Origin of the sequence: Wolbachia endosymbiont (group A) of Bombylius major (assembly GCF_947251895.1) — a bacterium.
In the GTDB taxonomy this organism is placed as follows: Bacteria; Pseudomonadota; Alphaproteobacteria; order Rickettsiales; family Anaplasmataceae; genus Wolbachia; species Wolbachia pipientis.
Map to the genome: position 1 here is coordinate 16,357 of NZ_OX366395.1, position 13,426 is coordinate 29,782.

The 13,426-nt window shown below is 34.9% G+C and carries 9 protein-coding genes and 7 pseudogenes; 9 read left to right on the forward strand and 7 right to left on the reverse strand.

The window, feature by feature from the left end:
* Nucleotides 1-36: 36 nt before the first annotated feature.
* From OPR49_RS00075 to OPR49_RS00090, 4 genes are read right to left on the reverse strand one after another with little or no spacing between them, the layout of a single operon-like run.
* Entirely contained in the window at nucleotides 37-1,503 is a 1,467-nt protein-coding gene (locus OPR49_RS00075) for an alanine/glycine:cation symporter family protein (RefSeq protein ID WP_265027077.1), read from the reverse strand.
* A 1-nt stretch (nucleotide 1,504) separates the two neighbouring features.
* Nucleotides 1,505-2,848, reverse strand: a complete 1,344-nt coding sequence (locus OPR49_RS00080) for an alanine/glycine:cation symporter family protein (RefSeq protein ID WP_265027078.1) — start codon at nucleotides 2,846-2,848, stop codon at nucleotides 1,505-1,507.
* Between the two features lie 22 nt (nucleotides 2,849-2,870).
* Entirely contained in the window at nucleotides 2,871-3,641 is a 771-nt protein-coding gene (locus OPR49_RS00085) for a CDP-alcohol phosphatidyltransferase family protein (protein ID WP_182319661.1), read from the reverse strand.
* Nucleotides 3,638-4,330 carry a phosphatidylserine decarboxylase gene (locus tag OPR49_RS00090; protein WP_265027550.1) on the reverse strand — a complete coding sequence of 231 codons (693 nt, stop codon included), beginning with the start codon at nucleotides 4,328-4,330 and terminating at the stop codon, nucleotides 3,638-3,640. Before OPR49_RS00090 ends, OPR49_RS00085 begins: the two co-directional genes overlap by 4 nt.
* Nucleotides 4,331-5,345: 1,015 nt before the next feature.
* Between OPR49_RS00090 and OPR49_RS00095 the strand changes: the two genes are divergently transcribed.
* The 4 genes and pseudogenes from OPR49_RS00095 to OPR49_RS00110 form a co-directional block, all read left to right on the forward strand.
* Nucleotides 5,346-5,693, forward strand: a complete 348-nt coding sequence (locus OPR49_RS00095) for a reverse transcriptase family protein (RefSeq protein ID WP_259348804.1) — start codon at nucleotides 5,346-5,348, stop codon at nucleotides 5,691-5,693.
* Nucleotides 5,662-6,622: pseudogene (locus tag OPR49_RS00100) on the forward strand (reverse transcriptase domain-containing protein). Before OPR49_RS00095 ends, OPR49_RS00100 begins: the two are co-directional and overlap by 32 nt.
* Before the next feature lie 108 nt (nucleotides 6,623-6,730).
* Nucleotides 6,731-7,291 (forward strand): annotated as a pseudogene (locus tag OPR49_RS00105) (Rpn family recombination-promoting nuclease/putative transposase); the annotation flags it as partial.
* A 594-nt stretch (nucleotides 7,292-7,885) separates the two neighbouring features.
* Nucleotides 7,886-8,131, forward strand: a pseudogene (locus OPR49_RS00110) (helix-turn-helix domain-containing protein); the annotation flags it as partial.
* A 29-nt stretch (nucleotides 8,132-8,160) separates the two neighbouring features.
* Here the strand turns inward: OPR49_RS00110 and OPR49_RS00115 are convergent.
* A pseudogene (locus OPR49_RS00115) lies at nucleotides 8,161-8,535 on the reverse strand (transposase); the annotation flags it as partial.
* A 73-nt stretch (nucleotides 8,536-8,608) separates the two neighbouring features.
* Between OPR49_RS00115 and OPR49_RS00120 the strand changes: the two are divergent.
* From OPR49_RS00120 to OPR49_RS00135, 4 genes and pseudogenes are all read left to right on the forward strand, one after another.
* Nucleotides 8,609-9,148: pseudogene (locus tag OPR49_RS00120) on the forward strand (transposase); the annotation flags it as partial.
* A gap of 84 nt (nucleotides 9,149-9,232) precedes the next feature.
* Entirely contained in the window at nucleotides 9,233-10,102 is an 870-nt protein-coding gene (locus OPR49_RS00125; RefSeq protein WP_458694421.1) for an IS982 family transposase, read from the forward strand.
* 14 nt (nucleotides 10,103-10,116) lie between these two features.
* A pseudogene (locus tag OPR49_RS00130) lies at nucleotides 10,117-10,821 on the forward strand (IS256 family transposase); the annotation flags it as partial.
* 9 nt (nucleotides 10,822-10,830) lie between these two features.
* Nucleotides 10,831-10,983 (forward strand): annotated as a pseudogene (locus OPR49_RS00135) (hypothetical protein); the annotation flags it as partial.
* 59 nt (nucleotides 10,984-11,042) lie between these two features.
* On the opposite strand, the gene OPR49_RS00140 reads toward OPR49_RS00135, so the two are convergent.
* A complete protein-coding gene (locus tag OPR49_RS00140; protein WP_265027079.1) occupies nucleotides 11,043-11,435 on the reverse strand; it encodes a TraR/DksA family transcriptional regulator in 393 nt (130 codons plus the stop codon).
* Between the two features lie 106 nt (nucleotides 11,436-11,541).
* Between OPR49_RS00140 and OPR49_RS00145 the strand changes: the two genes are divergently transcribed.
* Nucleotides 11,542-12,189, forward strand: coding sequence for a heme exporter protein CcmB (locus OPR49_RS00145; protein WP_265027080.1), 648 nt, complete (start codon nucleotides 11,542-11,544; stop codon nucleotides 12,187-12,189).
* Nucleotides 12,190-12,665: 476 nt separating this feature from the next.
* Here the strand turns inward: OPR49_RS00145 and trmB are convergent, their stop codons facing one another.
* Nucleotides 12,666-13,331 (reverse strand): tRNA (guanosine(46)-N7)-methyltransferase TrmB, encoded by a 666-nt coding sequence (trmB, locus tag OPR49_RS00150; RefSeq protein ID WP_265027081.1) that lies wholly within the window; start codon nucleotides 13,329-13,331, stop codon nucleotides 12,666-12,668.
* Nucleotides 13,332-13,426 lie beyond the last annotated feature (95 nt).

Genomic DNA, 13,426 nt, shown 5'->3' on the forward strand with positions numbered 1-13,426 from the left:
AATGACACCTGTTGTTGTACCTTCATATGCCAAAATTTAATTAATTTTATTATTTTTCAGCCTTTTTAGGTAGCACTGAACTTCATCGTTAATCTGATTACTAAACAGTATAAGCGCTGTCATGTTGATAAGAGCTAAACAAGAGAATAAAGTTCCACCGATATTGGCAATAGCCATTATATCTTTAGAAAGGCCAGAGAAAAACGCCACAATTATTACCGCTATGCGATATATCACTATACTTTTTGCACCGAATAAATATAGCCATCCCATTTCACAACAATATACAAATGAAATTACCGAAGAAAATGCAAACAAAGGTGCAGCTATGGTTAAAAGTATAGGAAACCATGGACAAACTGTCTCAAATGCCTTTTGAGTAATTAATATTCCTTCACCAACACTAGTCTGGTATGCACCTGTTATTACTATTGTTATTCCTGTTAAACAGCAAATTAACATTGTGTCAAAGCATGGTTCTATCATAGCGACTAGTCCAGTTCTTACTGGTTCTTCATCTTTAGTTGTTGCATGAGTAATTGAAGCAGAACCAACACCCGCTTCGCTGGCAAAGATTGCCCTTTGAATTCCAGCAACAAATGCTCCTACCATCCCTCCGCCAACAGCATTGAAATCTATCATAGTGGAAAATAATATTTTCAACGTATAACCAAGGTTATGAATATTAAATGCAATAATAATAATACAACTAAAGATATATATAAGTGACATAATAGGCACTAGTGCAGAAGATACTCTAGCTATCCTTTTAATTCCGCCAATAATCACTAGAGCAAGCAGCGCAGAAATTATGGAAGAAAGAAACCAAGAGTGACCATCTACCCAACTTGAATAGCCAGATAATATGGAAACCATTTGGTTGGTTTGAAACGCTACACTTCCTCCAAGACCTGATAATACAAAGAATACTGCATACATGGCAGCCAGCACAATACCAAGTTTTTTAAATCCAAATTCCTCCAGACCATTCCTTATATACTGAAAGGGACCACTAAACAATTGGTCCTGATCTTCTGTTCTATGTCTAAACGCCAACGTTACCTCAGCAAATTTTGCTGACATACCAAAAAAACCTGTAATCATCATCCAAGGCACCGCTCCTGGCCCTCCCATTGAAACTGCAATTGCGACTCCAGCAACAGTTCCAAGGCCTACTGTGCTTGAAAGTGCAGTCATAAATGCCTGAAAATGCGTAATATGACCATCATGGTGATTCGTGTCATATTTTCCACATAAAATAGCAAATGCATGCTTAAACATTCTTATGTTGAGAAATCCAAAACGTAATGTTAGAAACACATAACCAAAAACTAGTAGAAGGATTATAAATGGCACGTAAAGGATCTTGAAAAACAGTACTTCATTCATGAAATTATTTATTCCGTTCAACACAGCATCATAACTTTCGTAAAAACCTGAAGCAGCGTACACATCATTAAACAATAGGCAAAATAACACCATACAAAGCAATCTATAAATCATGTTAATACCCTTTAGAATTGTAATAAGAATCTATTGTATTCAAAACTTCCCTTCTTAGTAGATATATTGCAACAGCATTTGGAATCATAAGGCACATAAACAAACTGTCACCTAGATAAGATATAAATTCTATATTCTTTGACATACAACTGATATACACTGAAACCACTATAAGAATTTGGAACGGTATCAGTATTTTTTTACTACCAAATAAATACAGCAGAGCAACTTCACAGTAGTAACAATAAGCTATTATTGTGGAAAATGCAAAGGAAAACATCATTAGCGGAAAAACTAACTTGCTGAACAAGGGCAAAGCTGTTGAAAATACCGAACTAATTAGTGTAATATCACCCACGTTATCAGTGCTGTGCATACCAGTGATAATTATCACGATACCAGTCAAAAATGAGATTAATATTGTGTCTATCAGTGGTGCAATCATTGCAACGCACCCAACTTTAATTGGATCTTCTTCTTTTACAGCTGAATGTGCTATAGCTGCTGTTCCGGTACCTGCTTCGTTAGCAAACACTGATCTTCTCACTCCGGCTATTAATCCGCTCAATACTCCGCTTCCTATAGCTGATTTATTGAAGATGTCTTGGAATATTATGGATAGAGCATTCAGCAAATTACTTCCGTTTACATAAATTAAATATATACACATACCCACATATAGCACTATCATAATTGGTGCTAAGCTCGTTGAAACGAAAGCAATGCGCTTTATTCCTCCCAATATTACAATAAAGACAAGCAGGGATATAATAATGGATGCGTTGTATTCTAGGAGGTTATTTGATAGTGCTGCTATTTGATTTGCTTGAAATGGTATACCGCCCAAAATCATTGCAATAAGTAGCATAATCGCATAAGTGAAGGCAAGAAATCTACCGGTTTTTGCAAATCCAATCTTTGCAAGCCCGTATTCCATGTAATAAAAAGCACCACCAGTTGTATTTTCAGAGCGATAAGTGAATGCAAGCACCACCTCGGCAAACTTTATCGACATACCAAGTATTCCGGTAATTACCATCCAAAAAACTGCACTTGGACCTCCTATTGTGATAGCTATTGCAACTCCTGATATTGTTCCAAGACCAACTGTTCCTGAAATTACTGTTGCAAACGCTTGAATATGAGTGATTATGCCATTGTTGCTGTTATTACACTTTAGATTGAATAGTGTCTGTATTCCATATTTAAGTAACCTAAAGTTAATGAATTTGAACTGGGCAGTACAAAAGATTCCAGTTGCAATTACCCAAATAATTATAAATGGAATGTTGAATATCTTTATATACAGAAATGAATTTAATAGTTCACTTATCTTCAAAATCATGCAGTTTTCTATTTTTTGTTAGCTAACGAGTTTTATATGTAAAATATATATAAAACCCAATGCTTATTGGAATAGTAAGCGTATACACTATACCTAAAATTGGTAGAGTCATCCAGGGCTTACTGATGAAAAATACAATAAGTACTCCAAAAAATGACACAAATATATAGGATAGGCTTTTGGGAATATAAATATATTTTGCGGAGAAAGTTGGAATGTGACTTATCGAAAAAAATGAAATGGCCAAAAAGTAACAAGCTACGTTTCTTGTGTTAAAAAATCGCTCTATGAGAAGTAAGTATTCACTCTCATGAGATTGAAAGGTAATAATTATTGGTAACAAAGAAAGTAAAGCACACACTGGAGCTGGAACACCAGAAAAGAAAAATTTTTCCCAATGTGATTGTTCTGAGTGTAGCGAAACATTGAATCTTGCAAGTCTTATTGATATGCAGATTACGTATATCATTACTAAAATCCAACCTATGACTTTGATTTCGTTTAGCTTCCAAAAATACAAAAGAAATGCAGGCGCTGCACCAAAATTTAGAAAATCTGCAAAAGAATCAAGCTGGGCTCCAAAATCGCTAGTTGATTTTAGAATTCTAGCTATTCTGCCATCCATTCCATCTATTATTGCTGCAATGATGATAAAAATTACTGAGAATTCCCATTGTTCATTAAATGTAAATTTAAGTGAAGTGAGACCAGAACATAAACCCAATAAAGTTATAAAGTTTGGGAATAATTTAGTAATAGGTAAGAATCTACTGTTACTTCCATCGTTATTCATATAACGTCAAAAGTAAGCTTCTCTTGAACGTTTTCCTTATTTAAGTTTGCTATAATTGTTTCACCACCAATAACAGTTTGCCCTTCTGAAACTCTGACTTCTATATCAGCAGGAACATAAATATTCACTCTACTACCAAATCTTATAATTCCAAACCTTTCACCTGCTTTTACGTTCTGGGATACTCCTAAATTACAAACGATACGACGTGCAATTAATCCAGCTATTTGCTCCACAATAATTTCTTTCCCCTTTTCGTATTCAATCACAATAACCTGCTTTTCATTTTCATTACTAGACCTATTGCTCATTGCGGATACAAACTTGCCTTTTTTATAATTCATTTCCTTTATCGTACCAGATATTGGTATACGGTTCACATGGACGTTCAAAACACTTAAAAATATGCTAACAAGCGTGAACTTCTTCTCTTCTCCATTTTCTGCCGATAAAGGATAATTAACTTCTTCGATTTTTGAAATCACACCATCAGCAGGACTTAATATAAGATCCTTATTGTTTGGCACAGCTCTTGCTGGATCGCGAAAGAAATAAGTACACAATAATGTCGGAAACAAGCACGTAACACCCAACCCCCAAGATATAGAGAATGCTATACACGTTACTATAAAGGCAACGACTATAAATAAATAACCTTCCCTGTTTATATTAGGTAAACTAAAACACATAATCTTATTCACAATAACCTATTGTTAACAATTTATCATTTATAATTTCTCATGAAAAGCTTTTTTTAAGAGAGCTTATACTATAGTATTTTTCAAGTTCAATTTGTAATTTAGGATATTCTAGGTTTCAGCTACTTGGATGATACCTTGTCATTCCAGCACGTAAATCTTACTTAGCTAAAAAAGTACTTCCGCATACTAAAAATTTTAATTATAATGACAATTGAGATATTTCTCGAGCTCAAAATTTATCTTCGCCTGCAGGCTTTTCTATTAAAAATAATCAAATTTCAGTAAAAAATGTAGCGTATCTTCTTCAGCGCGTATATATACATTTAATCTCTGCTAATGTGCGTTGCATTTCTATTGAATCTTTTTCATATAAGATCAATGTTGCAAAAAACCGCAACCGGAAAGGTTACAGTGCCATATCAAGTGAATACTGGGAGGATATTAAGTTGAACATTTGCAAAAAATAGTGTATAATTATTAATATTTTCTAGGCATTTTTGTTATGGGTGCGCCAAGTAAGCGTTTAGAATACAGTTGGTGAAAATCCAACTTAGGCAAAGTCTAGCCAACAGCCTAGAACAGACCATTATGCTGCGTGAGGTAACGAGCGTAGTAAAGCTAATGGAATGGACAATATAGGGTGCAATGAAAATGAAGGTATTGAGTCCCGAAATAAAAAATAAAGTGATGGAGGTCGACATTTTCCATAAAATGGAAGGCAGCATGGAGGGTAACAATAAGGCAAGTTATCACTCACTCTATCGGGATCGGAGGCCGTGTCATGTATTGAAATGGATTCTAAATGAACTTGGGAGATCCTTTGTATTCCTACTAAGGTACGCTGGAACAGTCAACAAAGGCGAGGACTAACGGAAGATGCAAAGGAAGTCGGACTGATTGATAGTACTCAGAGTGTGGGAAAGCCACATACAAGGGGAAGCGGTCAGCAATATAGCAACTGGAATAGGGATTGCAATACTGATACAACAGAGATTGGAGGAATATGCAAGAAAAACTAAACCAGATAGCGGTAAGAGCGAAGCAAGATAAGCGGGTAAAATTTACATCGCTAATACACCTTATCAATGAGGAGAATCTTGCAGAGTGTTATAAGGAACTAAAACGTAACAAAGCGTGCGGTGTAGACCAAGTGACAATGGAGGCGTATGGAGAAAACCTAGAAGAGAAACTTAAAACGCTAGTGGATAGTATGAAGAGAAAGCAATACCGACCGCAACCAGTGAAAAGGGTATACATACCCAAAACTGGAAGCAAGGAAAAGCGCGGCCTCGGAATACCATCAACGGAAGATAAGTTGGATGCTAAAGAAGATATTGGAAAATATTTATGAGGCAAACTTTCTGGACAATTCGTATGCTGGTAGAAGCTGTCATCAAGCGGTCAAAGCACTAGATAAAGCAGTGATGCACAAACCAATTAACTACATTGTAGAAGTGGATATCAAGAAGTTCTATGATAATATCCAACATAAATGGCTGATGAGATGCTTAAGGGAACGAATATCTGACCCAAATTTATTGTGGTTAGTGAAGCAATTTCTTAAGGCTGGAGTCATCGAAGCTGGACATTATGAAGCAACCACACAAGGAGCACCTCAGGGAGAGCCCTGTATTGGCTAATATATATTTACACTATGTACTAGATCTATGGTTTGAAAAGAAAGTAAAACCAGAATCTAGGGGATATATGGAGCTAGTTAGGTACGCAGATGACCTTCTGGTGTGCTGTGAAAGTGAGGAAGATGCCAAAGAATTTCTAGAATCACTAAGACAAAGGTTAAATAAATTTGGTTTGGAAATATCTGAAAATAAGACAAGGATAGTAAAGTTTGGTAAGAGAGAATGGTACCAAGCAGAAAGAGAGAAACGAAAGACGGATAGTTTCAATTTTCTTGGGTTTACACAATATTGTGGAAAAAGTCGTAATGGTAGGCTTATGATGAAGCAGAAAACTTCAAAAATAAGCCTAGCCAGAAAGATTAAAGAAATCAAAGAATGGTTGAAAACGGTTCGTAATTACATGTGTCTCAAAGACTGGTGGCAAATACTCAAAGCTAAACTAAGAGGACACTATAACTACTTCGGGATTAGCGGAAATTATCAATGGATAAATAAGTTTTATTGGTTAATAACAAAGCTAGCGTTTAAGTGGATAAACCGACGTAGTCAGAAAAAGAGCATGAATTGGAAACAATTTATGTATTACAAACAAATCAATCCACTACCAAAGCCAAAAATATGTTTTTCTTTATGTACATAGGAGGTATATCGTGAACGCTATTATTGTGGAGCCGTGTGCGGGAAAGCCGCAAGCACGGTTCTTTAGGGGAAGTTATGGAAGTAAGACTCAAGCGAGAGAATTAGGACTATGACTTCTACCAAACCTTTATCTAAGTTTCTTGATCCAAAAAACGATGTAGCCTTTCGCCGTATCTTTGGTACAGAAAAAAATAAAGACATTCTCATTCACTTTCTCAATGATATCTTGGGACTAACTGGCAAAGATGAAATAAAAGAAATAGAATTCCTCAGCACTATTCAAGATGCTGAATTTGCCTCTAAAAAACAAAGTATCGTTGATGTACTCTGCAGGGATGAAAATGGGGTGCAAGTAATAGTTGAAATGCAAGTTGCAAAAACTAAAGGCTTTGAAAAACGCGCTCAATACTATGCTGCTAAAGCTTATTCAAGACAGGCTAATAAAGGTGATCAATACGAAGACCTTAAAGAAATTATCTTTATTGCTATAGCAGATTGTATCTTATTTCCAAATAAGCCTGAGTATAAATCAAAGCATACTATCCGAGATGAAGAAACTAATGAACATGATTTAAAAGACTTTTACTTCACATTTATTGAATTGCCAAAATTTCCAAAAACGAAGGAAGATCAATTAGAAAGTATAGTAGAAAGGTGGTGTTTCTTTTTTAGTGCGACCTGGAAGGTCATGGTTTTGTGGTGGTTAAATTCCATCTTCCCAGACATCAGGGATAATGTATATCTCACATTTCAAAGAGTGGCAACCTCTGGAATGCAAGCATGAGATAAAAGCAGGTAACACTAAATCTCGTGGTGAATCCCTGCAAACAGAGTTAGATATGATTACGAGAGGAACCTATGTTTGAATTGTCGTCAAAGCATAATATGCGAAAAGAGATTGAATTACACATAGACCAAAATGGTACGAAGCAAAAAGGGAACTAAAGATTGAAGACTTTAGTTATTGATGTTCCAAGCTTCCGGCAAATAGTAGGAATCTAAGTTTAACGTGAAACGAAGCCATGGAACAGAGTAACCACATAGAAGCTCTTATATTCATTAAAATATAAGTAAGTAGCCAACCACAAGCTGCTATGTGGAAGGATTGTTTAAGAAGCTAATGCCCAAAGTAATATCTGGGATATGCAGACGTAAACACTTTAATTTGGAAGGTAAAGTGGTGAATAGTAGATGTATTAAACAGGACTTGATATGACACTTTAAAAAAGTAAGTTAAGAATAATAAAAATAAGGAGTGTTAGAAATGAGTACAATACAAACAAAAATACTAAAACCAAAACTAGGATTACTAGAGCTAGCAAAACAATTAGGAAATGTGTCTCAAGCGTGCAAAGTGATGGGATACTCAAGAGATACATTTTATCGATTCAAGGAGTTATATGAAAATGGGGGAGAAGAAGCATTACATGAAATAAGTAAGAAAAAACCGCTATTAGCAAACAGAGTTTCGGAAGATATAGAAAGAGCAATAATTGGCATAGCTAGGGAATGTTCAAAAAAGTGTGTCAAAGCGCATTTTTAGTTCAACTCAATTTTCAATCTATCTGGAAAGAAAATATCAAGTTGAGACATAGTTAAAGCCCAATTAGGCAGAGCCATAGTCCATTTTTGCTCTACCTTCTTTATAGCACAATATACCTGTTTATACAAGGCATTTGTGCTGGTAAATGAGCCCTTGGTTTTAGTGAATTTTCTGATCTGTCTGTGCAGCCCCTCAATTGGATTTGTGGTGTAAATTAGCCTTCTAACTGGGCTAGAATACTTGAAATAACCAGATAAATTTTCCCAATTGTTCTGCCACGATTTTATAACTAAAGGATACTTTTCTCCCCATTTTTCTTCCAGCTCAAGTAAGTAATTTTCAGCAATTTCTTTACTTGTAGCACGATATATTGGGAATGTTCAAAAAAGTGTGTCAAACCGAAAAAAAAGTAATAAATTGATATAAAAAAATGGAGGTGTGACAATGAGTCAGAAAGTAGTAAACAGAACTAACGGATTGGTAGATTATAAAGAGTTGGAAACAAATATCCTGTCGTCTATACGAGAAGGAAGACCGTTGACAGGAAGGGAGGGAGCATTAACACCATTTATAAAAAAGCTGCTGGAAGCAAGTTTGGAAGGTGAAATAGAAAACCACTTATTAGCTGAAAGTGAAGAGAATAATCGAAGAAATGGCAGAAATGGAAAGACTTTACGGACAAGTGCCGGTTCATTTGAACTTTTGACGCCAAGGGATAGAGAAGGAAGTTTTGAGCCGCAAATAGTCAAAAAAAGGCAAACAAGCTTACATCCAGAGCTTGAAACGAAGATTTTGAGCACATTTGCCAGTGGTATGAGCTATAGAGATATAGCGTCACACGTTGAGGAAATTTATGATCACAAAATATCGGCGGCAGAGATATCAAGTATTACCGACAAATTACTGCCTATAATCAATGAATGGCGTAGTCGTCCACTGCAATCAGTATACCCGATAGTATTTATGGATGGGATGTTCTTTAAACGTGAATTCTGGATTAAAGGAGAATAGAAAAGGCAAGAAAACAGGGTAAACTCAGCAGTTATAAAAAAATAGATGAGGTTACCCATGGAAGATATAACAAAACTGTTTTGTTTGGTCGATGATTTTTGCAGAGATATAGAGAAAAATTTTGCAGATAAACTACTGCCAAATGGTAAAAAACCCACAAGAACAACGGAAATTGAGCACTCCGAAATCATGACAATAATCCTGCTATATCAACAATCTCCGTGTAAAAATTTCAAAACTTTCTATCTACATTACCTAACGTTGCTCTACAAATCAGAGTTTCCAAAGTTACCTTCATATACCAGGTTTGTTGCTCTAAAGCCTAGGGTTTTGTGGCATTTAGCAATGTTGTTGCATTGGCTTTGTGGACAGTCAGAAAACACTGGAATTTCATATATAGACACAACTCCCATTGCAGTTTGTCATGCAAAAAGAATATCCAAAAACAAAGTTTTTGCTGGAATTGCAAAATTAAGCAAGAGCACTTACGGCTGGTTTTTTGGTTTCAAATTACATATGGTAATCAATGAAAATGGTGAAATTTATGCACTTACGCTCACAAAAGGCAATGTTGATGATAGGATACCTGTGCCAAATCTGACGGAAAAATTAATCGGCCTTTTGTTTGGTGACAAAGGTTATATTGCAAAAGAGCTTTTTCAGAAGCTGTTTGACCGAGGTTTGAAACTTGTTACCAACGTGAAAAAAGGTATGAAAAATACATTGATTTCGCTAAATGAGAAGATTTTACTGAGAAAAAGGTCTATCATTGAGACTGTTTTTGGTTACCTAAAAAATAGACTAGAAATTGAACACACTCGCCATAGATCCCCTGTTAATTTTTTGGTTCATATCTTTTCTACTCTCATTTCCTATTCCATCAAATCCAAAAAGCCTTCTATTTCCTATTCTTTCTTCCTTCCTTAATCCAGAATTCGCGTTTTAAGGTCAAAGAGGATGGACATTGCGTAAGTAAATGTATGTACAATATATTGGGCATAGACCAAAATGGCAGAAAAGAAGTCCTGGGCTTTTATTTGGCTGAAAGTGAAGGAGCTAACTTTTGGTTGGGAGTGCTAAATGACCTCAAAGAAAGAGGAGTAGAAGATATTCTGATTGCATGTGTAGATGGGCTAAAAAGCTTTCCTGCAGCTATAAATAGTGCGTTTCCTAAAGCAGAAGTACAGCTATGTATAGTGCATCAGATAAGAAATTCACTAAAATATGTATCCAGCAAAGATGTGAAAGTTTTCATGAATGATTTGAAAAAAATATATCGTGCTACAAGTAAAGAAATTGCTGAAAATTACTTACTTGAGCTGGAAGAAAAATGGGGAGAAAAGTATCCTTTAGTTATAAAATCGTGGCAGAACAATTGGGAAAATTTATCTGGTTATTTCAAGTATTCTAGCCCAGTTAGAAGGCTAATTTACACCACAAATCCAATTGAGGGGCTGCACAGACAGATCAGAAAATTCACTAAAACCAAGGGCTCATTTACCAGCACAAATGCCTTGTATAAACAGGTATATTGTGCTATAAAGAAGGTAGAGCAAAAATGGACTATGGCTCTGCCTAATTGGGCTTTAACTATGTCTCAACTTGATATTTTCTTTCCAGATAGATTGAAAATTGAGTTGAACTAAAAATGCGGTTTGACACACTTTTTTGAACATTCCCCCTGCTATGGCAAAACACCTATGCAAACGTTTTTTGACAGTAAACATATTGCTTTTCAGAAAAATATTAGTAGCATTAAACAACAGCCTGATATTAGTTTTGACTACGTCAATTCTTCTGTCAGTTAATTCTTCTCTGTCAGATTAAATCTTGTCTTTTACACTAGCTAATAATGTTGATGTGTAAATTAATCGTTAATGTTGTACACGTTCTTTTCTTTTTCTACTCTCTCTTGCTCTTCAATACAATATATAGCAAGCGGATTAGCTTTAAGTCTTTCGACTCCTATTTCTTCTCCTGTTCCATTGCAGTAACCATAAGTGCCTAATTTTATTTTTTCTAACGCCTCCTTAATTTTTTCTTTTCTATCTTTTCGACGCTTGATTAATTCCTCGTTTCCACTATCTCCATCAGAATAGTATGTATCAATACTATTCTCTTCTAGTTCTTGTTTCTCCAGCTCAACAAGTATTGACTGTAACTTTAAGCTGAAGTATTCCAGTTGTTTTACGCTCATATATTCTTCATCTTCTGAAGGAGTGTAATCTTCTGGTGACTTTATTTTTGGTAACTTTTCCATAATTGCATTATCAAAAAAATAATAAAACCTATATAATTTATGAACAAAAAATTATACTACCTCAAAGTAAACACTATAATTTATAATAAACATTTAAAAGCCTAGTATGATCGACTCAGTAAAAAAATTAGCAATAGATAATAAGAACTTTACCTATATAGTATGTATTTTTATCATAATGTTAAGTTTATCTTCATTTACACTTGAAAACAACAATAAACAAGAAGTTATGTTAATATTAACATGGATATGTGCTACATTTGTTTTGCAGATTTCTACAAATAATTTGTTTACATCTGATTATCATGATGGAATATTAGAGCAAATCTTTGTACAGCCACTCTCTTCTAGGCTTATAGTTGCTTATAAAATTTTCGCTCACTGGTTATTATTTGGGTTACCGATTTCAGTAATTTCTTCCATATTCAGCTTTGCAATTCTAGGCAATAGTATTGAACACTCAATAGCAGTTGGAGTGTCTTTATTATTTAATACGCTGATAATCATTAATATTTCAGCTACTGGAAATGCATTGATGATTGGTCAAAACAACTTAGCATCAGGAGTATCGCAAATTCTTGTTTTGCCAATGATAATGCCAACCTTTGTGTATTTTAAAATGCTAACTCAATTTGAAAATTTGTCCTTGAATATTTATACACTACTAATCACCATCTTAATTTTTGTCATTTTGATTGTTAACAGTACCATAACTACTCACATGGCATTAAAATTTGCTGTGGAGCAGGATTGAAAAATCTTACTGTTATTCAGTAGACTTCTTGCATAACCTAGAAAAAAGGCAAATAGTTATTATAGATTTAGGTTTATCGACAATTTGAAAAACCTTCATTCCAGCATCCTTCCCTGTCATCCAAGTAGCCCTTCGTTGTCATCCCAGTGTCAAAAACTGGGATAACAGCTAACCTGACAACCGTCATCCCGCTACTTGTTAGCGGCTAAGAGATACCGTGACGGTATGACGGTTCGCGGTGGCATGACGATAAGCCTCATCATCCCGCTACGTGTTAGCGCCGCGGCGGTATGACGATTCGCAGCGGCATGACGAGAAAGGGGCTACTTGGATGATACCTTTTTTCTACTTAGTTTGGGTTATGCAAGAAGTCTATTCCTTCATAAGGAGAAGTAGTTAAAGGAATTTACTCTATTTCTCCCTCTTTTTTTATTATTTTTAATCTATAGTTAACGTAAAAGAGATATGCAAAAACTCTATTGATCCATAGTCTGCAAATTATTAATAACACTTACTTTAAAGAACCTCACTTTACGCTGATCTTTGAGCGCTCTTCTGTGGTATTTTGTAAGAGTATAACTTGTGAAATCGTCTTCCCTATAGATTAAAGAGTTACACTGCTTTATATGTGATGCTATCCACTCTGCATAGTCCTGATGATCGGTTGCAATGAATATTTCCCCTGTTATAAGTATTTTTTTTGCTAATAAATTTAAAAATTCCGTATTAATTAATCGTCTTTTATTGTGACTTCTTTTTGGCCATGGATCTGGAAAGAGAATAAAGAATCTTTCAACACTGTTATCAGGAAAATTTGCAATCAATTCTCTTGCATCTTCTGTCCACATTAAAATATTTTTTATGTTTTGTATTTCTATGTTTGTTAGCAAGCAAGAAACCCCCTTTAAGTAGGGCTCACATCCTATAAATAATAGATCAGGTTCATTGAGCACCTGGTAAAGCATATTTTCACCGTTGCCAAAGCCTATTTCTACCCATATTCTTTTGTGCGAGTTTATGATCTCTTCTATAGATTTCTTACTATTTTGGATAGAATATTTTTCCAATGTTTCATCAACATCCGGTTTTAATCTGGACCTTCTGGAAAACGACCTAATCCACTTACTATCCTTAAATAGCATATTCTTGATACATATACAATTTTCTCACTATATTTTATATAGCTCAAATAATTCTCGAAATGAATTAACGAAAAATTACTTGTCAATAATTATTA

Coding starts and splice junctions, on each gene's coding strand:
- OPR49_RS00145 (WP_265027080.1), top strand. CDS start 11,542: ATGATCGACTCAGTAAAAAAATTAGCAATAGATAATAAGAACTTTACC.
- OPR49_RS00080 (WP_265027078.1), bottom strand. CDS start 2,848: ATGATTTTGAAGATAAGTGAACTATTAAATTCATTTCTGTATATAAAG.
- trmB (WP_265027081.1), bottom strand. CDS start 13,331: ATGCTATTTAAGGATAGTAAGTGGATTAGGTCGTTTTCCAGAAGGTCC.
- OPR49_RS00075 (WP_265027077.1), bottom strand. CDS start 1,503: ATGATTTATAGATTGCTTTGTATGGTGTTATTTTGCCTATTGTTTAAT.
- OPR49_RS00125 (WP_458694421.1), top strand. CDS start 9,233: ATGGAAGATATAACAAAACTGTTTTGTTTGGTCGATGATTTTTGCAGA.
- OPR49_RS00095 (WP_259348804.1), top strand. CDS start 5,346: ATGCAAGAAAAACTAAACCAGATAGCGGTAAGAGCGAAGCAAGATAAG.
- OPR49_RS00085 (WP_182319661.1), bottom strand. CDS start 3,641: ATGAATAACGATGGAAGTAACAGTAGATTCTTACCTATTACTAAATTA.
- OPR49_RS00090 (WP_265027550.1), bottom strand. CDS start 4,330: ATGTGTTTTAGTTTACCTAATATAAACAGGGAAGGTTATTTATTTATA.
- OPR49_RS00140 (WP_265027079.1), bottom strand. CDS start 11,435: ATGGAAAAGTTACCAAAAATAAAGTCACCAGAAGATTACACTCCTTCA.